This window comes from Acidimicrobiales bacterium, assembly GCA_016794585.1.
In the GTDB taxonomy this organism is placed as follows: Bacteria; Actinomycetota; Acidimicrobiia; order Acidimicrobiales; family DATDAH01; genus JAEUJM01.
In genome coordinates, this window is sequence record JAEUJM010000013.1 from 350,417 (window position 1) to 375,090 (window position 24,674).

Annotated in this window: 27 protein-coding genes; 10 read left to right on the forward strand and 17 right to left on the reverse strand. The window is 71.0% G+C overall.

Translation table 11 applies throughout. The features are described 5' to 3' along the window. Window positions 1–23: 23 nt before the first annotated feature. Window positions 24–524, reverse strand: a complete 501-nt coding sequence (locus tag JNK12_07250; GenBank protein ID MBL8775708.1) for a hypothetical protein — start codon at window positions 522–524, stop codon at window positions 24–26. A 22-nt stretch (window positions 525–546) separates the two neighbouring features. Then, entirely contained in the window at window positions 547–2,064 is a 1,518-nt protein-coding gene (locus JNK12_07255; protein ID MBL8775709.1) for a hypothetical protein, read from the reverse strand. Between JNK12_07255 and JNK12_07260 the strand changes: the two genes are divergently transcribed. After that, window positions 2,063–3,940: a primary-amine oxidase gene (locus tag JNK12_07260; GenBank protein MBL8775710.1), complete on the forward strand. Its 1,878-nt coding sequence runs from the start codon at window positions 2,063–2,065 to the stop codon at window positions 3,938–3,940. The genes JNK12_07255 and JNK12_07260 overlap by 2 nt on opposite strands. Before the next feature lie 17 nt (window positions 3,941–3,957). Here JNK12_07260 and JNK12_07265 read toward each other — a convergent pair whose 3' ends face one another. After that, window positions 3,958–4,368 carry a DUF983 domain-containing protein gene (locus JNK12_07265; GenBank protein ID MBL8775711.1) on the reverse strand — a complete coding sequence of 137 codons (411 nt, stop codon included), beginning with the start codon at window positions 4,366–4,368 and terminating at the stop codon, window positions 3,958–3,960. Between the two features lie 17 nt (window positions 4,369–4,385). Between JNK12_07265 and JNK12_07270 the strand changes: the two genes are divergently transcribed. Both JNK12_07270 and JNK12_07275 read left to right on the forward strand, forming a co-directional pair. Further along, a complete protein-coding gene (locus JNK12_07270) occupies window positions 4,386–4,946 on the forward strand; it encodes a J domain-containing protein (protein ID MBL8775712.1) in 561 nt (186 codons plus the stop codon). A 67-nt stretch (window positions 4,947–5,013) separates the two neighbouring features. Beyond that, window positions 5,014–5,817, forward strand: a complete 804-nt coding sequence (locus JNK12_07275; GenBank protein ID MBL8775713.1) for a hypothetical protein — start codon at window positions 5,014–5,016, stop codon at window positions 5,815–5,817. Window positions 5,818–5,881: 64 nt separating this feature from the next. Here JNK12_07275 and rffA read toward each other — a convergent pair whose 3' ends face one another. Continuing rightward, window positions 5,882–7,021: a dTDP-4-amino-4,6-dideoxygalactose transaminase gene (rffA, locus tag JNK12_07280; protein ID MBL8775714.1), complete on the reverse strand. Its 1,140-nt coding sequence runs from the start codon at window positions 7,019–7,021 to the stop codon at window positions 5,882–5,884. Window positions 7,022–7,077: 56 nt separating this feature from the next. On the opposite strand from rffA, the gene JNK12_07285 reads away from it, so the two are divergent. From JNK12_07285 to JNK12_07300, 4 genes are all read left to right on the forward strand, one after another. Then, window positions 7,078–8,220, forward strand: a complete 1,143-nt coding sequence (locus JNK12_07285; protein ID MBL8775715.1) for an acyltransferase — start codon at window positions 7,078–7,080, stop codon at window positions 8,218–8,220. Between the two features lie 159 nt (window positions 8,221–8,379). Next, entirely contained in the window at window positions 8,380–8,733 is a 354-nt protein-coding gene (locus tag JNK12_07290) for a hypothetical protein (GenBank protein MBL8775716.1), read from the forward strand. Continuing rightward, the gene (locus JNK12_07295; GenBank protein MBL8775717.1) at window positions 8,730–9,341 is read left to right on the forward strand and encodes a hypothetical protein; all 612 of its coding nucleotides are present in this window, start codon (window positions 8,730–8,732) and stop codon (window positions 9,339–9,341) included. The genes JNK12_07290 and JNK12_07295 overlap by 4 nt, the downstream gene beginning before the upstream one ends. After that, window positions 9,338–9,712, forward strand: coding sequence for a hypothetical protein (locus tag JNK12_07300; protein MBL8775718.1), 375 nt, complete (start codon window positions 9,338–9,340; stop codon window positions 9,710–9,712). Before JNK12_07295 ends, JNK12_07300 begins: the two co-directional genes overlap by 4 nt. A gap of 72 nt (window positions 9,713–9,784) precedes the next feature. On the opposite strand, the gene JNK12_07305 is transcribed toward JNK12_07300, so the two are convergent. After that, window positions 9,785–10,411 carry a pentapeptide repeat-containing protein gene (locus JNK12_07305; protein MBL8775719.1) on the reverse strand — a complete coding sequence of 209 codons (627 nt, stop codon included), beginning with the start codon at window positions 10,409–10,411 and terminating at the stop codon, window positions 9,785–9,787. Between the two features lie 87 nt (window positions 10,412–10,498). Between JNK12_07305 and JNK12_07310 the strand changes: the two genes are divergently transcribed. After that, on the forward strand, window positions 10,499–11,263 hold the full coding sequence (locus JNK12_07310; protein ID MBL8775720.1) for a class II aldolase/adducin family protein: 765 nt from the start codon (window positions 10,499–10,501) through the stop codon (window positions 11,261–11,263). A gap of 10 nt (window positions 11,264–11,273) precedes the next feature. On the opposite strand, the gene gcvPB is transcribed toward JNK12_07310, so the two are convergent. The 8 genes from gcvPB to gcvH form a co-directional block, all read right to left on the reverse strand. Continuing rightward, window positions 11,274–12,767, reverse strand: coding sequence for an aminomethyl-transferring glycine dehydrogenase subunit GcvPB (gcvPB, locus tag JNK12_07315; GenBank protein MBL8775721.1), 1,494 nt, complete (start codon window positions 12,765–12,767; stop codon window positions 11,274–11,276). A 71-nt stretch (window positions 12,768–12,838) separates the two neighbouring features. Beyond that, entirely contained in the window at window positions 12,839–14,194 is a 1,356-nt protein-coding gene (gene gcvPA, locus JNK12_07320; GenBank protein MBL8775722.1) for an aminomethyl-transferring glycine dehydrogenase subunit GcvPA, read from the reverse strand. A gap of 117 nt (window positions 14,195–14,311) precedes the next feature. Next, window positions 14,312–15,511, reverse strand: a complete 1,200-nt coding sequence (gene gcvT / locus JNK12_07325) for a glycine cleavage system aminomethyltransferase GcvT (protein MBL8775723.1) — start codon at window positions 15,509–15,511, stop codon at window positions 14,312–14,314. Continuing rightward, window positions 15,450–15,959: a MerR family transcriptional regulator gene (locus tag JNK12_07330; GenBank protein MBL8775724.1), complete on the reverse strand. Its 510-nt coding sequence runs from the start codon at window positions 15,957–15,959 to the stop codon at window positions 15,450–15,452. The genes gcvT and JNK12_07330 overlap by 62 nt, the downstream gene beginning before the upstream one ends. 154 nt (window positions 15,960–16,113) lie before the next feature. Next, window positions 16,114–16,602: a bifunctional nuclease family protein gene (locus tag JNK12_07335; GenBank protein ID MBL8775725.1), complete on the reverse strand. Its 489-nt coding sequence runs from the start codon at window positions 16,600–16,602 to the stop codon at window positions 16,114–16,116. Window positions 16,603–16,635: 33 nt separating this feature from the next. After that, window positions 16,636–17,382: a MerR family transcriptional regulator gene (locus JNK12_07340; protein MBL8775726.1), complete on the reverse strand. Its 747-nt coding sequence runs from the start codon at window positions 17,380–17,382 to the stop codon at window positions 16,636–16,638. Between the two features lie 49 nt (window positions 17,383–17,431). Then, a complete protein-coding gene (locus tag JNK12_07345) occupies window positions 17,432–17,728 on the reverse strand; it encodes an FHA domain-containing protein (GenBank protein ID MBL8775727.1) in 297 nt (98 codons plus the stop codon). A 224-nt stretch (window positions 17,729–17,952) separates the two neighbouring features. Beyond that, a complete protein-coding gene (gene gcvH / locus JNK12_07350) occupies window positions 17,953–18,333 on the reverse strand; it encodes a glycine cleavage system protein GcvH (GenBank protein MBL8775728.1) in 381 nt (126 codons plus the stop codon). A gap of 171 nt (window positions 18,334–18,504) precedes the next feature. Here gcvH and JNK12_07355 point away from each other — a divergent pair, with 171 nt between their 5' ends. Further along, window positions 18,505–18,669, forward strand: coding sequence for a hypothetical protein (locus JNK12_07355; GenBank protein ID MBL8775729.1), 165 nt, complete (start codon window positions 18,505–18,507; stop codon window positions 18,667–18,669). Between the two features lie 145 nt (window positions 18,670–18,814). On the opposite strand, the gene JNK12_07360 is transcribed toward JNK12_07355, so the two are convergent. The 4 genes from JNK12_07360 to JNK12_07375 form a co-directional block, all read right to left on the reverse strand. Beyond that, window positions 18,815–19,420, reverse strand: coding sequence for a TetR/AcrR family transcriptional regulator (locus JNK12_07360; protein MBL8775730.1), 606 nt, complete (start codon window positions 19,418–19,420; stop codon window positions 18,815–18,817). Then, window positions 19,417–21,018: an MFS transporter gene (locus JNK12_07365; GenBank protein MBL8775731.1), complete on the reverse strand. Its 1,602-nt coding sequence runs from the start codon at window positions 21,016–21,018 to the stop codon at window positions 19,417–19,419. The genes JNK12_07360 and JNK12_07365 overlap by 4 nt, the downstream gene beginning before the upstream one ends. A gap of 93 nt (window positions 21,019–21,111) precedes the next feature. After that, entirely contained in the window at window positions 21,112–23,598 is a 2,487-nt protein-coding gene (locus tag JNK12_07370; GenBank protein MBL8775732.1) for an NTP transferase domain-containing protein, read from the reverse strand. Then, entirely contained in the window at window positions 23,595–24,224 is a 630-nt protein-coding gene (locus tag JNK12_07375; GenBank protein MBL8775733.1) for a CDP-alcohol phosphatidyltransferase family protein, read from the reverse strand. Before JNK12_07375 ends, JNK12_07370 begins: the two co-directional genes overlap by 4 nt. A 22-nt stretch (window positions 24,225–24,246) precedes the next feature. On the opposite strand from JNK12_07375, the gene JNK12_07380 reads away from it, so the two are divergent. After that, window positions 24,247–24,672 (forward strand): HIT family protein, encoded by a 426-nt coding sequence (locus JNK12_07380; GenBank protein MBL8775734.1) that lies wholly within the window; start codon window positions 24,247–24,249, stop codon window positions 24,670–24,672. Window positions 24,673–24,674 lie beyond the last annotated feature (2 nt).

Genomic DNA, 24,674 nt, shown 5'->3' on the forward strand with positions numbered 1-24,674 from the left:
CGGCCTTCCCGCCCTGCGTGCCCTCAGGGCCCCGTCGGGAGTGCCGCCTCGATCGCGTCGCTGAGCCCGTCGGACGCATCGGCGAGAGCGAGCAGCGAGGCCAACGCCGCCTCGCTGGCGAGGGCGCCGTCGACCTCGCCCCGGACGATCCGGCGGAGCTTCTGGCACTCGAACACCCCGGTCATGAACCCGTGACGGCTCACGCCATCCGGGTACAACGCCACCACCATGTCGACCTCGTCGGGCCCTGCCGGACGCGCATCCACCATCGCGGAGCGCTGCATCACCGCGGCGTCCAGGAGGCGGGCCAACCGCGTCGGGTCCATGGCGCCGGCCACGTCGAAGCGGTAGCGGAGGCGCAGCGGATCCTCGGGGCCCATCGGGCCGTCGACGGTGATGGTGAGCAGGCCACCGTCGTCCTCGAGGCTGACGAGCAGCCGGAACGGTGGCCCGGCCTGCACCACCCGGCTGCCGAAGCCCGCGAGGGCACACCATCGCTGCAGGTCGTCGATCGTCGCACTCATGTCAGGTCCATCCTCCTGCGGGTCACGGACCCGGCGGTTGCGGATCGGGAGTCGGGGTGGCGGAGAGGTCGGGGGCGGGCGGACCGAGCGCGCCGAGGGTCGCGCGCGCCCACTCGGCGTCATGGCGGGCCATCTCCAGGGCCCGGCCGAGGTCGGCGACCTGTCGGGAGAGCCGGATCTGGACGCTCACCAGCCGGGGAGCGATGCGCTCGAGCACGGTCAACGCCTCGACCACCGCGAGGCGGCGGTCCTGCCAGAGCCAGAAGCGCGAGTCGTCGAGGCCGGACTCGGCGGCGGCGATCACGTCCAGGTGCAGCGCATCGAGCGCAAGGGCACGATCGCCCACGGTGTCGTCGTCCACCAGGGACGCGGCGCGGCGGGCGCTGGTGCTGACCAGGTTGGTGGCCGCCCCGGCGAGGGCCATGAGGCCGGCGAAGGACGCGAGGTACTCCGGGTGCTCGCGCTCGGCCACCACCGAAGCCACGAGGCGCCGGACGGCGTCCGCGTGGGCGCGGTGCGTCGCGAGATCGGCACGCGCGACTCCGAGTCTGGCCTCGAGCGCGAGCCGGCGACCCTCGGCGAGGCGGAGCACCTCCGCGGCGTGTCGACGCTCGTCGGCCCCGGCCGGAGTCCCTGGCGCGCCTGGCCCTGGATCCGGGGGTGGTCCAGACGGCACCGGCGGGGTGGACACCGCCGCGGCGGCGCCCGCCGGCATCGCGGCGTCCTCCACCACGGCCGGCCCGCCGGCTCGCTGCGCGCGGAGCGCGGCGGCGAGCTGGCTCACCCCGGGGTCGGACGCAGCGGCGGCCGCGGCCCGCTGCCGGCGCTGCTTACCCCGTCGCAGCAGCAGGCCGACGACGAGCACCACGAGCGCGGTGCCCCCGAGCAGGACGACGGCCAGCGCGATCGGGACGCCCGAGGACGAGGATGCCTCGGGCACCGCGATGCTGGCGTCGACGCCGGCGGACGCTCCCCCGGCACAGGGCGCGGCGTCCTCGGGCACCCGCGTCAGGAGCTCGGCCGCCCCGTCCTCGACCGCAGGCAGCACCTCCTCGGATGCCGCGCCGTAGGTGACGCGCGCGCTGAGGCTCGGGTGGTCGAGGGCACCTTGGATGCGCCCGTCCCCGGCGGGCTCCGAGGTGAGCTCGAGCGTCTCGCAGTTGAGGTCCTCGGCGTCGTAGCGGCTCCAGGAGAGGGTGAGGTCGGCCACCGCACGGCCGTCGGCCCGCTCGTAGGGGCACAGCAGCGTGTAGCGGACCAGGACGCCCTCGTCGTTGGCCAGCGCACGCGGGGTCCCCGCGAACTCCTGGTCCAGCGACAGCGGGACACCGTCGAGGTCGCCAGGACAAGAGACGTCTCCCTCGGCGCTCGCGGCGGAGACGGCCGGCGCCGAGGACCGGTCCATGGCCGTTGACGCCTCGCCCCACGCCGGGCCGGCCGCCAGCACGACGGGCACGACGAGGCAGACCGCGGCGGCGACCCACTCGCGGGCCCGCGATCGTCGCGGGAGGGTCTCCTGGACGTGGGAGGCTTTTCCCATGCACCCCCTCGACGCCCTCACCGCGGCCGAGATCGAGCGCGCCGCGTCCATCGTGCGCCGCGAGCGATCGACCGAAGACGTGCTGTTCGCCACCATCACCCTCCGTGAGCCGGACAAAGCGGTGGTCGGCACCTATCGGCCGGGAGACCCGGTGGATAGAGAGGTCCGGTGTGTCGTCGTCGAAGGGCCCGACGCCCTGGCCGAGGCCGTGGTGTCGGTCACCGCCGACGAGATGCGCTCCTGGCGGGTCGTGCCGGGCGCCCGGCCGGCGCTGTTGTTCACCGAGATCGTCGATGCGATGGGCGTGCTCCACGAGTCCGAGGCCTGGCGTGAGGCCCTGGCCCGGCGGGGCATCACCGACCTGTCCACCGTGCAGGTCGACCCGTGGCCCGCAGGATCGTTCGGCGACGCCTTCGAGGAGGGCACCCGCCTCACCCGGGTGGTCGCCTACGTGCGCCACGACCCGACCGACAACGGCTACGCGCATCCCATCGAGGGGCTCGTCGCCGTGGTCGACCTCGCCGGCCGCCGGGTCGTCGAGATCCTCGACCACGGTGTCGTGCCGATCCCCGCCGAGTGCGCGAACTACGACATCGAGCGGGCGGGGCCGGCCCGCACCACGCTGCGGCCTCTCGAGATCGTGCAGCCTGACGGGCCCAGCTTCACCGTCGAGGGCAACCTGTTGAGCTGGGAGAACTGGCGCCTGCGGGTCTCCATGGATCCGATCGAGGGCCTCGTCCTCCACCAGGTCGGCTGGGATGACGGCGAGCGGGTCCGCCCCATCCTCCACCGCGCCGCCCTGAGCGAGATGGTCGTCCCCTACGGCACCACGGCCCCCACCCACGACTGGAAGAACGCGTTCGACGCGGGCGAGTGGGGCATGGGCCGCTTCGTGAACTCACTGGCGCTGGGCTGCGACTGCCTCGGCGAGATCGTCTACCTCGACGCGGTGATGGCCACCGAGCGGGGCGGCGCCTCCACCGTCGCCCAGGCCATCTGCCTCCACGAGGAGGACTTCGGCATCCTCTGGAAGCACCAGGACCTCCACAGCGGAACCACCGAGGTGCGCCGCAACCGGCGCTTCGTGATCAGCTCGATCTACACGGTCGGCAACTACGAGTACGCCTTCTACTGGTACCTGTACCTCGACGGGACCATCGAGCTCGAGGTGAAGCTCACCGGGATCATGCAGACCATGGCCGTGGCCGACGACCACCCCCCGCTCCAGTCGGTCATGATCGCCCCGGAGCTGGCCGCTCCCCTGCACCAGCACCTGTTCAACGTGCGCCTCGACATGTGCGTGGACGGCCCCGGCAATTCGGTCTACGAGGTCGACGTCGAAGCGCTGCCCGCCGGCCCCGACAACCCCCGCAGCAACGCCATGACCACCGTCGAGACGCTGCTCGAGACCGAGCTGGGGGCTCAGCGCCTCGTCGACCCGACGCGCAGCCGGACCTGGCGCATCGTCAACCCGTCGGTCCGCAACCGCCTCGGACGCCCCGTCGCCTACAAGCTGCTCCCCGGTGCGTGGCCCACCCTGCTCGCCGGGGAGGACGCCTCGGTGCGTCGGCGGGCGGGCTTCGCCACCCGCCACCTCTGGGTCACGCCCTTCGACGAGGGCGAGCTCCGGGCCGCCGGACCGTACGCCAACCAGAGCACCGGCGGCGGGCTCCCGGAGTGGACGGCCGCGGACCGGCCCGTGGCCGACACCGACGTCGTGCTCTGGTGCACGTTCGGCGTCACCCACGTGCCCCGGCCCGAGGACTGGCCGGTGATGCCGGTGGAGCGCACCGGCTTCAGCCTCGTCCCGGTGGGCTTCTTCGATCGCAACCCGGCCCTCGATCTGCCTCCCAGCGCCGGCCACTGCCACACGTGAGCGGGCGGGCCCGGCTCTCAGGTCGAGCGGTCGGGGTCGCGCACGAACTCCAGCGGGTCGGCGGGGGTCATCCAGAGATCGATGGCGGTCCACAGCGTGCGCGAGGAGGGCAGGAACAGCAGCGGCACGAGCACGGCGATGCTCACCGCGACGGTGACCAGCGGGGCGAAGGGCACGTCCGGGTAGGTGAGGAAGGCCCCGACCACGATGGACGCCAACATGAGACCGAACGCCGCGATGGTGTTGATGGCGATGGCGCCGATCCAGTGACCCTCCACCCGCTCGAACTTGAACGCGCACCGGGGACACCGTTCGCGGATGACGAACCAGCGACGGAACAGGTGCCCGCTCCCGCAGATCGGGCAGTGGCGGATGAGGCCGCGCGAGAGCAGGACCAGCGGGCGAGGTGTGGCGACGATGGGGTCCACAGAGGCACGGTACCCAGGTGACACCCGACGAGGCCCGTTCGGTGTTGGGCGTGCAGGCCGACGCGTCGCCGCGGGTGCTCCGGTCTGCCTTCCTCGCCCAGGTCCGCGCCCACCACCCCGACACCACCGAGCACCCGATCGGCGCCGGCGAACGGACCGCGACCATCATCGCCGCCTACCGGCTGCTGCGGGATCTTCCCGTTTCCCCAGCGGCCACCCGCCCTGGCGGCGGTGACGACCCCCGACCCGCAGAGAGCCCGGCCGTCGGCACCATCGAGGTCATCACCGACGAAGCGGTGTGGGTCGGCGTGGACGTCGGCGCCGTGGTGCCCGCGCTGCTCGAGGTCGCCGACGAGCTCGGGGACGTGAGTTACGTCGACCGCTCGGTCGGCCTCGTCCAGCTGACCGTGCGACCGCCGGAAGGCCCGACGTGCTGGTTCACCGTCAGTGTCCACCCCCGCCCGGGAGGCACGGTGCTGGTGGCCACGCTCGAGTCCATCGAGGCCCAGCCCACCCCGCCGGCGGGCCCCTTGATGCTCGCCCTGGCCCACTCCCTGGCCGACCACCTGGGCCGCTGAACGGGACCGGACGCCCTTCCCGTGAACGGCGGGTGATCCGGGGCCGCATCGGCTACGAAGAGGAGGTATGCGCTTCGACATCGACGCTTACCAGGCCCACTCCGGCCGCGTGACCTGGGACGACCTGGACCTCTCGGTGTTCCGGGATCGCCCGGTCTCCGACGCCGGTCTGCGGTGCCTCCAGTACATGCACGACATCGAGTTCCACACGGTGTGCTACCTGCGGGACCTCCTCGTGACCCGAGCCCACGACGACCACCGGGTCACGACGTTCCTCACCATCTGGAACCTCGAGGAGCTGTACCACGGTGAGGCGCTTGCCGCCGTGCTCGACGCTCACGGCCGACCGTCCGGAATGGGGCGCGTCGAACCGCTCCGCCGGCGCCTCGGCGGTGCCCGCCAGAACGTCGGGACGCTCGCCTCGATGGTCGGCTCCTGGGCCATGCGGGACTTCACCGCCATCCACATGATGTGGGGCGCGGTGAACGAGTGGACCGCCCAGGCCGCCTACGGGCGACTGTCGAGCCTCGAGTCCCACCCCGTGCTGACCGCACTGATGAAGCGTCTGATGCGCCAGGAAGGCCGTCACGTCGACTTCTACGCCTCCGAAGCCGAGCGCCGGCTCGCCGGCAACCGTCGGGCACAGGGGCTCACCCGCTTCGCCCTGCGTCGCTACTGGGGACCGGTGGGCTCGGGCGTCGCCCCGGCCACCGACGTCAGCTTCATGGTGCGCCATCTCTTCGGCGGCGAGGACGGCGCCAAGGTCGCGGACCGCATCGATCGCCGCATCCAGCGCCTGCCCGGTCTCGATGGCCTCGAGATCGTGTCGCGGGCGCGGGCCGCTCACCTCCGGACGCCCGCGGCCGCCTGACGCTTGTCGGGCCCCTCAGCCCTCCTCAGGGCCGCTCAGGGCTGTCAGGGCCGCTCAGGGCCGCTCAAGGCCGGAACGACTCCACGCCCGCCACCACGGCGTCCACCTCCGCCTCGGTGAGCGAGTGGCGCAACGGCAGACGCGACAGGCGGCCGCTGAAGGACTCGGTCACGGGGCAGTCGCCTTCGGTGCCGCCGTAGCGCCGCCCCATCGCCGACAGGTGCAGCGGCAGATAGTGGAACGGCGCCCCCACGCCCCGGGAGCGCAGGTGCTCGATGAGGCGATCGCGGGCTGCTCGATCGGGTAGGAGCACGTGGAACGAGTGCCACGCCGGCCCCGCCCCTGCCGGCACGACCGGGAGCCCACATCCATGCGCCGCCGCCCATCCTGCCAACTCCTCGCGGTACCGATCCCACACCTGCTTGCGGGCCGCCTGGATGGCCTCGGCCTCTTCGAGCTGAGCGGCGAGCACTGCGGCGAGCACGTCGGAGAGCAGGTAGCTGGACCCGACGTCCATCCACGCGTAGCGGTTCACCTCGCCGCGGACGAACTGGCTGCGGTTGGTACCCTTCTCCCGGATGATCTCGGCCCGCTCGACCAGTGCCGGATCGTTGAGCACCAGCGCCCCGCCCTCCCCGCAGGTGACGTTCTTGGTCTCGTGGAAGCTCAACGTGGCCATGGCGCTCAGGGTCCCCAGGGGCCGGTCGCGCCACGTTCCGAACAGCCCGTGAGCGTTGTCCTCGATGACCGTGAGGCCGTGGGCGTCGGCCAGCGCTCCGATGCGATCCATGTCGCACGAGATCCCGGCGTAGTGCACCACCACCACCGCCCGGCTGGCCGGGGTGATGCGACGCTCGAGATCGTCCGGGTCGAGGTTGCCGGTGCGCTCGTCGATGTCGACGAACACGGGTGTGGCCCCTCGCAGCACGAAGGCGTTGGCCGTCGAGACAAAGGTGAACGAGGGCATCAGGATCTCGTCCCCCGGACCGACCTCGAGCAGGAGGGCCGTCATCTCGAGCGCGTGGGTGCACGACGGGGTGAGCAGCACTCGGGCGCCGTCCATGTGCTTTTCGAGGAGCTCGGCGCAGGTCGCGGTGAAGGGGCCGTCCCCCGCGAGGTGGTGGGCGGCGAGCGCCTCCGCCACGTTCTCCATCGAGCGGGCGCTGGTCGTGGGTCGGTTGAACGGGACGGGAACGTGTTCCATGGGAGGGGACGTCACCCTAGTTCTGGGGACCGCTCCACGAGGGCGAGGTCGGCGCGGTGAGCGACACCGACACCAGGGAGAGCCGCGGCGAGACGCACCCGACCAGGCGCCGTTTCGGCAACGTCAGCGCACTGTCCGGCCTGCGCGGCCTCGCAGTGGTCGCCGTGCTCTACCACCACCTCCCGACCGGGGACGGCCCGCGCGCGTACGGCGCCCTCGGGGTGTGCGCCTTCTTCGCCCTTTCGGGGTTCCTCATCACCGCCCTGCTCATGCGCGAGTGGGACGCCACGGGCAACGTCCGCACCTCGGAGTTCTACCGGCGCAGAGTCGTGCGCCTGCTGCCCGGCCTGGTCGCGTTCTTGCCCCTCGTCCTCATCTGGGCGGCCTGGCGCGGCTACGACGAGACCCGTGAGGCCCTGTTCACCACGCTGTGGATGAGCAACTGGGCCCGGATCAACGACGAGCCCATGGGCGTGCTGGCCCACACCTGGACGCTCGCCATCGAGGCCCAGTTCTACGTCGTCGCCCCCCTGCTGTTCCTGGCCGCCGTCCGCGGCCGCTTCGCCCGCCATCCATGGGTGGTGCCCGCGGCACTCGCCACCGTCGTCGCCCTCTGGCGGGCCTCGCTCTGGCTCTTCGCCGGGGACCTGGTGCGGTGGGCCGACGGTGGCCTGCTCATCTACGTGACCCGCTCGACCGACACCCGCATCGACGCCATCCTGCTCGGGGTCGTCGTGGCGTTCGTGTACACCCGGACCAGGCTCGTCGTCCCGGGATGGGTCGCCGTGGCTGCGTTCGCGGTCCTGGTGGCGATGGGGGCGATGGACCCGGAGGGCGACGCCATGATCACCGTGGGCATGGCCGCGGCCGCGGTCTGCGCCTCGGTGATCATCTTGCACCTGGTCACGGCCGACTCGCCGTTGAAGCACGCGCTCAGCGCCCGCCCCCTCGTGTACCTGGGCCTGATCTCCTACGGGCTGTACCTCTGGCACCTCCCCGTGTACAAGCTGCTCTACTCGCAGTTCGACACGGCGCCGTGGAGCCTCGTGGCCGGAGGGGCCATCGCGCTGAGCCTCGCGCTCGCCTCGCTGTCGTACCACCTCGTGGAGCAGCCCTTCCTGGGCCACCGACGACGCCCGTCGGACGCCACGGGGCCGGTCGATGGAGAGGCGCGGGCCACCCGACCCATCGCCACCTGACGCCGCGACACACGCGGCGGTCCGGCGCGCTACCCAGGCCCGCCGGCAGGTCGCCACGGTCGATTTGAGTAGCGATTACTCATGGCACGACGCCGGTCGTTGCCCAAGATGGCCCCACCGGGTGGCGCCTGATCACCCCCGAGACCGAGGAGCGTGCCCGTGGGGCTCTTCAAGGACATGAAGGACACGATCAACGCGACGCCCGAGCTCATCAACCAGGCGTCCCAGATGCAACAGAACGCCATGGCGGCGCAGGCCTCCGCTCAGCAGCCGGTCGACCTGAACGACCCGGTCTGGGCGCCCATCGACGGCATCACCCTCGACAAGTACGCCCAGATCACCGCGGCCATGGCCCGCCAGAACCTGGGCACGCCCGATCAGGCCGAGGCCTGGCTCGAGACGCAAGGGGTCACCCCGGGCACCTGGGCCGGCATCAACGTCGGCTGGGTCAACCGCATGGCCACCAACGAGGCCGTCCGCACCCGCTACGGCGTCATGTACAGCCAGTCATGAGCGGGAAGTTCTGGCGCTGGTTCAGCGCCATCATGCTCGTGACCGGCGGCGTGCTCGTGGTCTGGGGCTTCATCGCCCGTGCGAACAGCGAGGACGGCATCAACGGCCTGGCCAGCAACATCCAGGCCCAAGCCCTCATCTTCAGCGGTGCCGTGATCATCCTGATCGGGGTCATCAACCTGGTCGTCTACAAGCTCTTCCGACCCCTGACCCAGGCCAGCGACAACCTGATGGTCGCCCAGGGCTACAAGCCGGGGTTCGGCGGCACCATGGCGATGGCGGCGGACTCGATGGCCCAGGCCAACGCCACCATGGCCGCCTTCAACGCCGGCTCGACCGTCGGCTACCAGATCCCCTCCGGGGTCGAGGGCACGGCCACCATCACCGGCTCACGACCCACGGGCCAGCAGTCGAACCTCAACCCCGTCTACGCCCTCGACATGGCCGTCAACGTCGCCGGCATGTCGCCGTACACCGTGACCCACACCACCGAGGTGAGCACCCTCCGGGTGGCCCAGGTGGCCGTGGGCCGGCAGCTCCCCGTCCGGGTCAACCCGGCGGATCCAAGTCAGATGCTCGTCCTATGGGAGAAGGTGCCCGTCTCATGAACCAGATCTACGGCCAGATGTTCTTCTGGCTCTTCGTGTCCCTCGCCATCTCGGCGGTCGTGATCTTCTTCGTCTACCGGATGGTGGCGGGGATGACCGGCAACTCGAAGGCCGGCAAGGCGCTCATGGCGACGGGGGCCGATGCCCCCGCCACCGTGCTCGGCCTCCAGCAGACCGGCACCTACGTGAACATGAACCCCCAGGTCATCATCACCCTCCAGGTGAGCCCCCCGGGCCAGGCGCCCTTCCAGGCCCAGACCTCGACCATCCTGCCGATGGTGGCGGTGCCCCAGGTGCAGCCGGGTGCGGTCGTGAACGTGAAGTACGACCCCATGGACCACTCGAAGGTGCTGTTGAACATGGGCGGCTGAGCCGCCGCAGTCTCCCGTGCCGCCCGTTCGGGCGGTGCGAGGTGAAGGGCCGTCGGGCTCCAGGTTCCCCGCTCAGCCGGTGGCGGCCTGGAGCCCGACGGTGTTCTGGGTGTTGGCCCCCGTCAGGTCGGCCCCGGCGAGCTTCGCTCCGGTGAAATCGGCGTTGAGGAGATCGGCGTTCGAGAGGTCGGCACCCGTGAGATCCGCGCCGGTCAGGTCGGCGTTCTGCAGGCTGGCGCCCGACAGGTCGACGCTCGCCAGCTTGGCGTCCCGGAAGTCGGCGTTGAGGAAGTCGATGTTGGAGAGGTCGTTGCCCCGCAGGTCGGCTCCCCGGAACCGGGTGTTGTTCGAGCTGACCTGGGTGAGCTCGGCGCCGCGCAGGTCCGAGCCGTCGAAGATGGTGTTGGCGAGGGTGGCCTGGGTCAGGTCGGCGTCGGAGAGGTTGGCCTCGCTGATGTCGGCGTTGGTGAGCTGCGCCTGGGTGAGGTCGGCGTCGGACAGGTCGACGCCCGCCATCTGTGCGTTCAGCAACTGGGCCTGGATGAGATCCTCGCCCGAGAGGTCCTTGTCCTCGCACTGGGTGTTGGGCTTGAGCTTGCAGCCGTTCACCGACGGGAAGCCGTCGTCGACCGAGAAGCAGCTTGTCGCGGCGAGGGCGACGAGGACCGCGGCGACCGGGAGGCGGAGGTGGGTGCGCACGGCCGACAAGGTACTCCTCGTGCAGGGCCTCCGAGAGGGACCGACGCGGTGGGAGCGAACGTCGGCACCATCCGAGAGACTGGGGCCATGGCCGAGTTGAAGCTGCCCTTCGCCACCCCCTCGTTCGCCTCCGTCGAGGACGAGCGGGCCCACGTCAAGGCCCGCCTGGCCGCCTCGCTGCGCATCTTCGGGCGCCTGGGCTTCGGCGAGGGGGTCGCCGGCCACATCACCGCCCGCGACCCCGAGCACCCCGACTGCTTCTGGGTCAACCCGTTCGCCATGAGCTTCCACCACATCCGGGTCAGCGACCTGCTCCTGGTCGACCACCAGGGCGAGGTCCTGGAAGGCGAGTTCCACGTGAACCGCGCCGCGTTCGCCATCCACTCCCAGGTCCACGCCGCCCGCCCCGACGTCATGGCCGCGGCCCACGCCCATTCGGTGCACGGCAAGGCCTGGTCGTCGCTCGGGCGCAGGCTCGACCCCCTCACCCAGGATTCGTGCGTCTTCTACGAGGACCACGTGCTCTTCGACGACTACACCGGCGTCGTCTACGACACCGAAGAAGGCAAGCGCATCGCCCACGCGCTCGGCGACGCCAAGGCCGCCATCTTGCGCAACCACGGCCTGCTCACCGTCGGCCACACCGTGGACGAGGCGGCGTGGTGGTTCGTCACGATGGAGCGCACCTGCCAGGCCCAGCTCCTGGCCGAGGCGGCGGGCACGCCGAAGCTGATCGACCCCGACACCGCCCGGCTCACCGCCGGCCAGATCGGCACCCACCAGGCCGGGTGGCTGAGCTACCAGTCGCTCTACGAGTGGATCGCCCGCCTCGAGCCCGACCTGTTCGACTGATCGCGGTGGCCTACCCCTCGGCCGTCTCGCCGGCGAGGCGGGCGTCGTAGGTGGGGATGAGGTGGCGGGCGGCGCGGGCTTCGTCGAGGCGGCGCACCGGCGCGGTGCGCGGCGCCTCGTGCGCCTGCTCCCCGGACTCCGCGGCGATGCGCTCGAGGGCCTCGCACAGGGCCTCCAGGGTCTGGAGGCTCTCGGTCTCGGTGGGCTCGATCATGAGCGCCTCGGCCACGATCAGCGGGAAGTACGTGGTGGGCGCGTGGAAGCCCTCCTCGAGCAGGCGCTTGGCCACGTCGAGCGCGGTGAGCCCCTGTGCCTTCTTGAGGCTGGTGGTGGCCAGGACGCATTCGTGCATGTTGGGGCGGTCGAAGGGGATGTCGTACACGCCGCGGAGCCGGTGGCGGACCCAGTTGGCGTTGAGCACGGCCATGTCCGACACGGTCCGCAGGCCGTCGCCGCCGTTGACGAGGATGTAGCTGTAGGCGCGGGCCAGGGCCAGGGCGTTGCCGTGCCAGCCGTGGACCCGGCCGATGGAGTCGGCCGGCGTCTCCCAGTCGAAAGAGCCGTCGGTGGTGCGCACGGGTCGGGGCCCCGGCAGGAAGCGGGTGAGCCGCTCGGAGACCGCCACGGGGCCGGCGCCAGGGCCCCCGCCGCCGTGGGGGACGGCGAAGGTCTTGTGCAGGTTCATGTGCACGATGTCGAAGCCCATGTCACCGGGGCGGACGACGCCGAGGATGGCGTTCAGGTTCGCGCCGTCGTAGTAGAGGAGGCCGCCCACCTCGTGTACCGCGGCGGCGATCTCGGCGATGTCCTCCTCGAACAGACCCAACGTGTTGGGGTTGGTGAGCATGATGCCCGCCACCTCGTCGTCGAGGGCCTCACGCAGCGCGGCCACGTCGACGCAGCCGCGGTCGTCGCTCGGGACCGTGACGGTCTCGTACCCGCCGAGGGTCACCGACGCAGGGTTGGTGCCATGGGCGGAGTCCGGGATGATGACCTTCGTGCGGGCCTTCGTGGCTGCACCGGTGGCCAACTGGTCGTCGTGCCAGGCACGCATGAGGAGCAGACCGGTGAGCTCGCCGGCGGCGCCGGCCGGCGGCTGGAGGGTGGCGGCGTGCATGCCGGTGACCTCGCAGAGCCACTCCTCGAGCGAGACCAGCAGCTCGAGCCAGCCCTGGGTGAGGGCCGCAGGGGCCGACGGGTGGATGTCGCGCAATCCCGGGAGCGCCGACGAGTCGTCGCAGAGCTTCGGGTTGTACTTCATGGTGCATGACCCGAGGGGGTAGGCGCCGAGGTCCACCGAGTACTGGCGGTGGCTGAGGCGGGTGACGTGGGCCACCAGGTCGCGCTCGCTGACCTCGGCCAGCTCGAGCGCCTCGTCCGCCAGGTGCTCGGCGGGGACGAGCTCGTCGGCACCCCACTCGGGCAGATCGGTGCGGGGGAAGGTCCAGGCCTTGCGCCCGGCCACGGAGAGCTCGAAGACGGTCGGCTCCTCGGCGCGGCCCATGATCGGGGCGCTCGTGGCACGGCCCCCAGGAGCGGCGGACCGGTCGGAACGGGAGGTGCGGGCGTCGGGCATCAGCGGACCACCTTCTGGAGCGCCTGGGCGTAGGCATCGATCTGGGCGCGGGTGCGCCGCTCGGTGGCGGCGATCAGAAGCCCGCCGCCGTAGTCGGCCTCGTCGAGGGCGACGCCGGCGAGGAAGCCCTCGTCGGCCATGCGCTCGATGACCGTCTCTGCGGGCAGGGGCAGGCGCACGGCGAACTCGCGGAGCATCGGCGCGCTGGTGACCGGCTCGACCCCGTCGATGGCCGTCACCGCGTCACGCGTGTACCTGGTGGCCCGGGCGCAGCGCAGGGCCAGCTCGCGCAGGCCCGTGGTGCCCAGCCACGACAGGGCGATGGTGCAGCCCACCGCGATCAGCGTCTGGTTGGTGCAGACGTTCGACGACGCCTTCTCCCGGCGGATGTCCTGCTCGCGGGTCCGCAGGGTGGTCACGTAGGCGCGACGACCGTCGACGTCGACGGTCTCGCCCACGAGCCGCCCGGGGAGACGCCGGACGTGCTCCTCCCGGCAGGCGAAGTAGCCGAGGTAGGGGCCACCGAAGCTGAGGGGCGTGCCGAAGGGCTGCGCCTCCCCCACCACCACGTCGGCGCCGAAGGAGCCCGGCGTCTTCAACAGCCCGGCCGAGACCGGGTCGCCGGCGACGAGCAGCAGCGCCCCGTGGGCGTCGGCGCACGCACGGGCGGCCGCCAGGTCCTCGATGCAGCCGAGGTAGTTCGGGTATTGGACGAGCACCGCCCCGACCTCGGCCCCGCCCGCATCGGGCCATGCCGTGGTGCCGTCGTCGGCCAGAGGGACGTCGACGAGCCGGTGGCCGGTCCCCTTGGCGAAGGTCGTCATGGTGTCGCGCCAGTTGGGGTGGACGCCCCGGCTCACGAGCACCCCCTGCTTGCGGCTCGCGGCCACCGCCAGGTTGACGGCCTCGACGCAGGCCGTGGCACCGTCGTAGAGCGAGGCGTTGGCGATGCCCACCCCGGTGAGACGACTGATCAGCGTCTGGTACTCGAAGAGCATCTGCAGCACGCCCTGGGCCACCTCTGGCTGGTACGGCGTGTAGGCCGTGACGAACTCGCTGCGGAACATCAGCGAGCGCACCGCGGACGGCACCTGGTGGTCGTAGGCGCCGGCGCCGGCGAAGCACACCAGCTCCCCGAGACCAGGCGCCTGGTTGGCGGCGGCGAGCCGTCCCATCTCGGACAGGACGTCGGCCTCGGCCAGGCCGTCGGGCAGGTCGAGGTAGCGGCCGTCGTCGCCGGCCACCAACCGCAGCGCGGCGGGGATGGTCTCGAACAGCGACTCGAGCGAGTCGAGGCCCACGAAGGCCAGCATCTCGTCGATCTCTTCGTCGGTGTGGGGGACGTAGTGGCCCACGGGCGTTCCTGTCTCTGGCGGGGTCGGGTGGGGTGGTGGGTGCTCGTGATGTGTGCTTGCGGTGCGGTGGTCGTTCGAGGGGGTGGTGCCCGAGCGAGCCGGCGTGTCGGCGGTGGGTCAGTCCGGTCGGACGAAGGGGGTCTTCACGACCTGTGCGGGCACCGCGGTGCCCCGGACGTCGATGGCGACCTCGTCGCCGATCTCGACCGACGGCGGGACGAAGGCGAGGGCGATGCCCCGCTCGAGCATGGGTGAGAAGTTGCCGCTGGTGACGACGCCGGCGGGCTCGCCGTCGACCAGGACCGCCTGGTCCGCACGGGGCGGGCGCCGGCCCTCGACCTCGAGCCCGCGGAGGCGCCGGGCGATACCTCGCTCCCTTTCGGCGGCGAGGGCGTCGCGACCACGGAAGGCGCCCTTGTCCCAGCTGACCACCCAGCCCAGGCCGGCCTGGAGGCTGGTGATTCCCGGGCCGAGCTCGTGACCGTGGAGCGGGAGGCCTGCTTCGAGGCGCAGCGTGTCGCGAGCCCCGAGGCCGGCAGGCACGACGCCGGCCGCGAGCACCGCAGCCCAGAAGGCGCCGGCGTGCTCCGCGGGCACGGCGCACTCGACACCGTCCTCGCCGGTGTAGCCGGTGCCGGCCACGAGGCACTCGATGCCCTGCCAGGTGAAGGGGGCGACGTGGAAGCGGCCGACGGCGGCAGCTTCCGGCGATACGGCGACGAGGCGCTCACGGGCACCCGGGCCCTGGACGGCGATGACGGCCCGCTCCTCGGTGACGTCGCCGGCCGAGACCGTCGACGGGGCCCCGTCGGTCAGCGCGGCGACCACCCGATCGGTGTTCGAAGCGTTGGGCATGACGTCGAAGCGGTGCTCGTCGACCCACCACACGATGATGTCGTCGAGCACGGAGGCGTCGTCGGGGTCGAGCAGGTGGGTGTACTGCGCACGGCCCGGCCCGACCTTGGTGAGGTCGTTGGTGAGGGCCTGCTGGAGCATCTCGAGCGAGCCCTCGCCCTGCACCCGGACGGTGCCCAGGTGTGAGACGTCGAAGGCGACCGCTCCGGTGCGACAGGCCCGATGCTCGGCCAGGGTGCCCTCGGGGTAGTTGAGGGGCATGTCCCAGCCCCCGAACGGCACCATCTTGGCGTCCAGTGCCCGGTGCTCGGCGTCCAGGGGCGAAGTGCGGATCACCCGGCGGATCGTACTGTGCAGCCCTGGCGCGACACCCACCCGGCGGCGCGCCGCCGCGACCGACTCAGCGGCTCCCGGCTGCCTTGGCCGCGGGAGCCTCCACCACGGCGTGGCCGGCGTCGGCATCGTCCAGCACCGGCAGCGACACCACGGCGTCGATCTCGTCCTTGACCCCCTGGAGCGGGAGCAGGTTCAGCACGCCCTGGCCCTTGCGGATGAGGTCGATCATCTCCTGGTCGCTCCTGGCCAGGACCACGGTGTGGTCGCTGATCACGAGGTTGGCGCTCACCACGTCCTCGCCGAGGTTGTCGCGGAGGTAGGTGAACACGTCGCGAACGGTCTCGAGGCGGATGCCGGCGTCGAGCAGCTTCTTGATGATCTTCAGCTCGAGGAGGTCCCGGTAGGAGTACCGCCGGCGCGAGCCACTGCCCTTCGCGTCGACGAGCGACGGGCGCACGAGGTCGGTGCGGGCCCAGTAGTCGAGCTGGCGGTAGGTGATGCCGACGATCTCCGCGGTGCGCTTGCCGCTGAAGCCCTCGGCGACCGACCCGGTGGTGGCGGTGGTGGTCGTCACGGTTCCCCTTTGGTCCGCCGGGCACCCGGGGCCCTCACCCCGAACGACACCTGCGGAATTACGATGGTGTGACCCGGAGCGTAGGGCGCGCCGCGCGCCCCGTCAACGGGCAATCGCGCGAGGCGCGCGATTGATCGCGCGGCCCGCGTTGGTCTCAGGAGGCGAAGTCCTCGGGGTTCACGTTGTCGATGAACTCCTTGAACTGCTCCACGACCTCCTGCTCCTCCTCCTCGTCCTCCTCGCTGACCGCGTAGGCGGCTTCGTCGAGCACCGCCTCGGCGGCGAAGATCGGCGAGCCGGTGCGGGCGGCCAGGGCGATGGCGTCGGACGGCCGGCTCGACACCTGGTGGGTGCCACCGGGAGCGGACAGGTGGAGCTCGGCGTAGAAGGTGGCGTCCTTCAGCGCGGTCACGACGACCTGCTCGACGGTGACGCCCAGGTCGTCGAGCACGTCCTTCATGAGGTCGTGGGTCATGGGACGTGGGGTCTCGACCTCTTCGAGGGCGAAGGCGATGGCCGTGGCCTCCGGCGCCCCGATGAAGATGGGGAGGAGCCGGCGCTCACCGGCCTTCTCCCGCAACAGGACGATCGGCGCGTTGGTGGGCAGCTCGACGCGGACTCCCACCAGCTCCATCTCGACCATCCCCCAAACCTACCCGAGGGGTGCGACGACCGGTCAGGGGCCGAGGAGGTTGCGCAGACTCTCCCGCAGCAGCGCGGCCCGCAGGCTCTGACCGAGGCCGGTGAGCTCCTCGACGGTCTCCACGGCCTGGCGTCGCGCCGCAGGGTTGCGCTGCTTGAGCACCGGCGTGACGATCTGCTCGAGGAAGCCCGCCTCGCGGTCGGCACCCACCTTGTACATGCGCAGGTGGCGCGGCTCGATGCCATGGCGGAGGAAGGCCGCCGCCACCTGCGCCACGAGCAGGGCGTCGTCGTCGTAGAGCACCGACGCGCCCACCGAGCGCCCGCTGAGCAGGCCGTACTTCTCGAGCTCGACCAGCATCTCCCGGGTGAGGCCGGCCGCGAGGGCGAGCTCGTCCGCGGTCATGCTCACCGAGGTGATGCCGGCGTCGAGGGTGCTGGAATCCGTCCCGCCCACCACCGGAGCGGATCCCGCCTCGGCGCCGAGCGGCGCCACCGCCTGGAGTCGGGGCGGGTCCGGGGGCACCGGCTGGTCGCCGGCCTCCTCGAGACGCCCCTTGATGACCTTGAGGGGCAGGAAGTTCTCGCGTTGTTGACGCAGGATCCAGCGCAGGCGCTCGACATCGGGCTCGTAGAACTTGCGGTACCCCGAGGGGGTGCGCTCGGGGTCGAGCAGGCCCTGGCTCTCGAGGAACCTGATCTTCGAGATGGTGACGTCCGGGAACTCCTGTTGGAGCAACGCCAGGACCTCGCCGATCGAGAGGTGCGCCCGTTCCGTCATGTGGCCGGCCCCCGGCGACGCGCTCGCCGGTCCCCGCCCTGAGGTCGCTTCATTCGTCGCCGGCGCCCATGAAGAACACCAGCTTGTACTTGCCGATCTGGAGCTCGTCGCCGTTGGCCAGCAGTACCGGCGACGTGATGCGCTCCCGATTGAGGTAGGTGCCGTTCAGCGAGCCCACGTCGCTGGCGTAGTAGTCCCTGCCGCCCTTGCGCACCTCCACGTGGCGCCGCGACACGGTGATGTCGTCGAGGAAGATGTTGCTCTCGGGGTGGCGGCCGGCGGTCGTGACCGGGTCGGTGAGCGCGAACCGCGAGCCCGCCTTCGGGCCCCGCTTCACCACGAGCATGCCGACGTCGTTGGGGAGCTCGTCGAGATCGACGGCCAACTCGTCCGACGGTTCCCCGGGGTCGTCGGGGTGGAAGGTGACGGTGGTGTTCTCCTGGTTGGCCAGGTCGAGGGGGCCACCGCACGACGAGCAGAAGTTGGCCCCCAAGGGGTTCCCGTGCCCGCAGTTGTTGCAGAAGACCTCAGCCACCCCGTACTCCTTCCCCCACGACGTCGATCGATCCCTCAGGCCTCGGTGAGGGCCCGGTAGGCGTCCGCGTCGAGGAGCGCGTCCAGCTCCCCTGCGTCGGTCGGCTCGATCACGCAGATCCAGCCCTCACCGTAAGGATCCTCGTTGAGGCGCTCCGGCGCGTCGGCCAAGGCCTCGTTCACCTCGACGATGGTGCCGGCGATCGGTGCGAAGATGTCGGACACGGACTTCGTGGACTCGACCTCACTGAAGGTGTCGTTGACCTTGACCGTTCGGCCGACCTCGGGCACGTCGACGTAGACCACGTCGCCCAGGGCGTCCTGTGCGTAGTCGGTGATGCCGATGCGCACCTTGCCGTCTTCCAGCTTCGCCCACTCGTGGTCCGTCGAGTACCGCAGGTCGTCGGGGATGTTCATGGCCTGCACGCTACAAGACGCGCCCCGCTCCCCGTTCCGAGAAGTAGGACCCTGTACAGCCGTGTACAGCAGCGCGCGCTCGTGGTCGGCCGTGCGTCGGCGGCACGCCCACAAGGCCGGCGGGCAGGGCCCGAAACCTCTTCCGCCGGATGGCGCCGGTACCGTCGGCGTGTGAACACCGACGGCTTCGAGGACGAGGACGACGACGACGAGGGACGCGCCCCGATCTGCCCCGCCTGTGGCGTGACCGCGCTCCCGGCCGAGACCGCCAACGTCCTCGACCCGACCTTCGTCTGCGAAAACCCCGACTGCGACGCCTACGGCGAGAGAATCTGAGCGGTCGGTCGCCCTGGCCCGCGGTCACCCCTGCCGACCCTGCCGACGAACGCTCCACCTCGACCACCCCGTGGTCCCGGCCCGGGCGACCCCCTGACACTCCCGACACCCAGGACGTTCCGCGGAACGCTCCGGTGGAGAGCGGCTACCCGATGGCCCGCCGGGTGACGCCGGCCAGCACCACGTCGAGGACCTGCTCGGCCAGCGCCGGCGTGAGGGGGCGGCCGGTCACCAGCAGTCGGGTGAACAGCGGGCCGGTGAGGCAGTCGACGACCACCTCGGCGTCGAGGCCCTCGACCAGCTCGCCCCGATCCGACGCCCGCTCGAGGACGGTGCGCCACCGGGTGCGGCGGCTGTCGGCGAAGTCGGCCAGCATCCGGCGGATCTCGGGGTTGCGGGTCCCCTCGGCCACCATCTGCGGGAGCATCTGTCCGGGGACGCCGTCGATGAGCGCCGGCAGGAACCCCTCGTAGAGCGCGGCGAGGTCGCCGCGGAGGGACCCGGTGTCGGGGAGCTCGTCGGGCGCACCCGACAGGCAGCTCGCCGCCTCGAGCAGGAGCTCCTCCTTGGTCGACCAACGGCGGTAGATGGTCGCCTTCGAGACACCGGCGCGAGCCGCGACGGTGTCGACGGTGACCCCGCCGAAGCCCTCCTCGGTGAGCAACACGACTGCGGCGTCCAGGATGTCCGTGCTGGCGTGCTCGTCGAGGGGGCGGCCCGGCGGGCGCGCCATCGAGGAGGCTGCGGTCATCCGGCCGAGTCCTCCGGGATCACCGCGCGGGCGGGCAGCGCCACGAGAGCGATGATCGCGCCGACCAGCGCGACGCCGGACGCCACCCAGAGCGACGTGCCCATCGAGTCGACGAACGCCGACTGCGCGGCGCTCGTGAGCGCGTTGCCGGCGGGACCGGGCAGCCCGGCCCCGATGTTGACCGCGGCACCGACGCTGTCCTCGATGGCCGACGCCGCCCGCTCGGGCACGCTGACGGGCAGGCCGGCGAGGAAGTCGGTCATCTTGGACCCGTAGGCCGAGGCCAGCAGGCTGCCCATGACCGCCACGCCGAGGGCGCCGCCGACCTGGCGGGTGGTGTCGTTGACCGCCGACCCCACGCCGGCCTTCGCCAGCGGCAGCGAGCCCATGATCGACTCGGTGGCCGGCGCCATGGTGAGGCCCATACCCACCGACATGATCAACAGGACCCCGAGCAGCGGCAGGTACCCGCCGTCGGCGGTGAGGAACGTGCCGAGGGCGAGGGCGAGGCTGGTGAAGCCCAGCCCGGCCGCCACCACGGCCTTGGAGCCCACCCGCTCGACGATGCGGGCGCTCGAGGGCGCCACGACCATCGTCACCGCCGCCATCGGGATGAAGCGCACCCCCGTGGCGAGCGGCGAATAGCCGAGGACGAACTGCATGTACTGGGTGAACAGGAACAGCGTCCCGAACATGGCGAAGAAGGTCATCGTGATGGCGCCACTGGCGGCGCTGAAGCGCGGGTTGCGGAAGAAGTTCACGTCCAGCATCGGGTGGTCGCTGCGCTTCTCGTGGACCGCGAAGGCCAGCAGCAGGACCACCGCGATCGCGAACGCGGTCAGGGTGACGCCGTCGGTCCAGCCCTTCTGCGGGGCCTCGATGATGGCCCAGACGAGAGTCACCAGGCCGGCGATGGACAGCACCGCCCCGAGCGGGTCGAGGGCCGGCGGGTGGGGATCCTTCGAGTTCGGGATGAGGCGGTAGCCGGCCACGAGCGCCACGATCACGACGGGCACGTTGACGAGGAAGACCGAGCCCCACCAGAAGTGGTCGAGCAGCCAGCCACCGGTGACGGGGCCGATGGCCACGGCCATGCCGGAGGTGCCCGCCCAGATGGCGATGGCCCGCGCCCGCTCACGGTGGTCGGTGAAGACGTTGGTGAGGATCGACAGGGTCGCCGGCATGATCAGCGCGCCGCCGATGCCCATGACCGCGCGCCAGAAGATCAGCTGCTCGGGGTCGCTCGACCAGGCGGAGATGGCCGACGCCGACCCCATGATGAGCAGGCCGAGCGACAACGCGGGCTTGCGCCCGTATCGGTCACCGAGACTGCCCATGGTGAGGAGCAGCCCGGCGAAGACCAGCACGTAGGCGTCGACGATCCACTGGAGCTGGCTGGCCGTGGCCCCGAGGTCGCTCTGGATGGTGGGCAGGGCGACGTTGATGATGGTGTTGTCCATCACGATGAGCAGCAGGCTCAGGCAGAGCACCGCCAGGGCCCACCAGCGACGGGGGTCGAGATCGGCGGCCGGCGGCGCGCCACCGGCGGTCGGGCCCGGCGTGGCGTCACCGGGGACGGAGGTTGCGTCGAGGGCCATGGGTGCTCCGTAGTTTCGATACGAGACGGTTTCGTATCTGTATAGCTGCGGGCCGGGAGGTCGGCAACCCCTGGTGGGATCAGCGCGGCGCGCTCAGCGCAGCATCTGGCGGATGCGGCGGGCGTACTCCTCCGCGAGCTGGCGTGCTGCGACCTCGGTCCCCGCCTCTGCCCAGATGTGGGTGACCGGCTCCTCGGGATCGGGCAGGGCGAGGGCCCAGGCGCCGTCGTGGTGCACCTTCACCCCGTCGACGAGCTCGAGGTGGCGGTCGGCCGAGTGCTCGACCAGCGTCCGCATGACCATGCCCTTCTGCTCCCACGGCGTGATCACCCGTTCGTGCGCCATGTGGATGCGAGGCAGCCCCTCGACGATCTCGGACAGCGTGCCGCCGGCATGGGCCAGCAGGTCGAGCACCTTGACCAGCGAGGCCGCTCCGTCGAACGCGGGCAGGACGCCCGGGATGATGAAGCCACCGTTGAGATCGGCGGCGAAGCCGACGCCCGGTGCGGTGGACTCGACCATGAGCGCGGCCGACGAGGTCTTGGTGGGCAGCACCTGGATTCCCGCCTCGCCGAGGATCTCCGCGGCGCGCATGGTGGCCGAGACCGGGAGCGCGACGCGATCCCCCTGGATGCGGGTGCGCACGAGCGTGAGCATGGCCAGGAGGGCCTCGTTCGTGGTCAGGACGTGGCCTTGGTCGTCGATGAGCGTGAGGCGCTCTCCGGACGGGTCGATCACCGCGCCGAGGTTGGCCGCGGAAGCCCGCACGAGGTTGCCGACCTGGACGGCGTGGGCGTCCCGGTCGAACTCGACCACCCCCTGGGTGGAGACGTAGGGGTTCACGGCCAGGACCTCGGCACCCAGCTTGGAGAACACGTTGGCCATCACGAACGAGGTCGACCCGTACGAATAGTCGACCACGACCTTGAATCCGGCGGAGCCGATGGCCTCGACGTCGACCACCGACTCGAGGGCCACGGCGTACTGTTCGAGGGCCCTCGGCGGGAAGCCGATGTCACCGATCTCGCTGGGCAGGACCCGTCGGTAGTCCTCGCGGTTGAACAGGCGCTCGATCTTGCGCTGGGTGTCCTCGCTGATGTCGGCGCCGTTCGTGTCGAAGAAGCGGATCGCGACCGACTGGGCGTCGTCCTCGGCCAGGCGCAGCGTGATGCCCGCGACCGCATCGGGGCGGCGGGCCTGCACGCGCGTGACGGGCACGCTCGCCACCTCGAGGTCCAGCACGTTGACCCCGCCGGCGTTCAGGCCGGCCATCATCGCCCGCTTCAACATCCGGGCCGAGCGGCTCGAGTCACGGGAGGTGACGACGGTGGTGTCCTTCTTGACCGTGGTGGCGAAGGCCATGGCCACACGGGTGGCGAACTCGGGGGTGATGTCGACGTTGGCGAGGCCCGAGACGCCGTCGCGGCCGAACAGGCTCCGGGCGCCGCGGGACTCCCAGACGATCGAGGTGTTGATGATGGCGCCGGCCTCGACCGTCTTGAAGGGGTAGACCTTCACGCCCGCGCCCACGACCGCGTTCTCCCCCACGAAGCACTCGTCACCGAGGACCACGCCCTCCTCGCAGCGCACACCACGTCGCAGGTCACAGGCTCGGCCGACGACGGTGCCCCCGATGCGGCACTGCTCACCGAGGTAGGTGTTGTCGTGGATCACGACGCGCTGGAGCTCGACCTGCTCGCGCACCTTCACGTTGTTGCCCAGCACGGCGTACTCGCCGAGCCGGGCGCCGGCCTCGATACGACAGTTCTCGCCGATGACGGCAGGGCCCTCGAGGATGGCGTCGGGGTGCACCTCGACCCCCTCCCCCACCCACACGCCCTCCGACATGCGAAAGCCGGGGATGTCGAGTGCGACCTTGGCGTCCAGGGCGTCCTTGTGGGCGCGGAGGTAGGCCTCCAGGGTGCCGACGTCCTCCCAGTACCCCTCGGACACCGCGCCGAAGAGGGGTCGCCCCTCGGCCAGCAGGGCCGGGAACACCTCACTGGAGAAGTCCACGGGCCGGCCGGGCTCGATGTAGTCGAAGATCTCGGGCTCGAGCACGAAGATGCCGGTGTTGATGGTGTCGCTGAAGACCTGGCCCCAGGTGGGCTTCTCGAGGAACCGCTCGATCGAGCCGTCCTCGTTCGTGATGACGATGCCGAACTCGAGCGGATTCTCGACGGGCACGAGGCCGATGGTGGCCATGGCCTTGTTCTCGTCGTGGAACCGGACGATCTCACCGAGGTCGATGTCGGTGAGGACGTCGCCGGAGATCACGAGGAAGCGCTCGTCGAGCTCGTCCATGGCGTTGCGCACCGAGCCGGCGGTCCCGAGTGGCGTCTCCTCGGTGGCGTACACCATGCGTACGCCGAACTCGGACCCGTCTCCGAAGTAGGTGCGGATGGCGTTGGCCATGAAGGCGACGGTGACCACGATCTCGTCGAACCCGTGCGACTTCAAGAGGGTGACGATGTGCTCCATCATCGGACGGTTGACGATGGGCATCATCGGCTTGGGGACGTTCGAGGTGAGCGGCCGGAGCCGGGTGCCCTCGCCGCCCGCCATGATCACGGCTTTCATGAGGCCTCCTCCACGAGCCCGCCACGACGGGCGGCCCGTCCCTCTCGTAGCGCGGCGAGCCCGATCGGTATGTAGAGAACCGCGGCGTAGTAGCTGAGGGCCAGGCCCGGGAGGCCGAACCCCCACGCCGCGAGGGTGAACAGGTCGTGGCCGGCCAGGTTCGGGTCGCTGCCCGCCAGGAACAGGGGAAACGCGAACATGAGACAGAACGTCCCCGCCTTGCCGTACCAGGTCACGTCGATGCGCTTGGCGCCCAGCGCGGCGAGCGCCAGCACGGCCAGAGAAACGAAGACCTCGCGGGCCAGCACCGCGATCGAGAACCAGAGCGGCGCGCCGCCGTAGACGATGATGGCCCCGACGCCGACGAAGAACAGCAGACGGTCGGCCACGGGGTCGAGCACCTTGCCCACGGTCGACACCTGGTCGAAATGGCGGGCCACATAGCCGTCGACCCAGTCGGTGGCCCCGAGGAGCGCCAGCAGGAAGGCGGCGGCGGCCGGGTTGTCCCTGCCGAACAAGAGGTAGACGAACACCGGCAGGCACGCCAGGCGCACGCAGGTGATGGCGTTGGGGACGGTGACGATGCGGTCCTCGCCGGGTCGGGCGGTGCTCGCAGGGTCACTCACCCGGCCAGCCTACGATCTCGGGATGGCGACCATTTTCACCCTGATCATCCGCGGTGAGCTGCCGGGCCGTTTCGTGTGGCGAGACGACCGGTGCGTGGCCTTCCTCTCCATCAACCCGTTGCAGCCCGGGCACACCCTGGTCGTGCCTGTGGAGGAGGTCGACCACTGGGTGGACCTCGACCCTGAGCTCATGCAGCACCTGACCTCGGTGTCGCACCACATCGCCCAGGTGCAGCGGGACGTCTTCGCCCCGGAGAAGGTCGGGCTGATGATCGCCGGCCTGGAGGTCCCCCACGTCCACCTCCACCTCGTGCCCATCCGTGGGGTCCACGACCTCGATTTCGCCAACGCCGAGACCGAACCCGACCCCGCCGGCCTCGACGCCGCCGCAGAGGCGATCCGGGCCGGTCTGCGCGCCGCGGGGCACGCCGAGGTGGCCGACACCTGAGT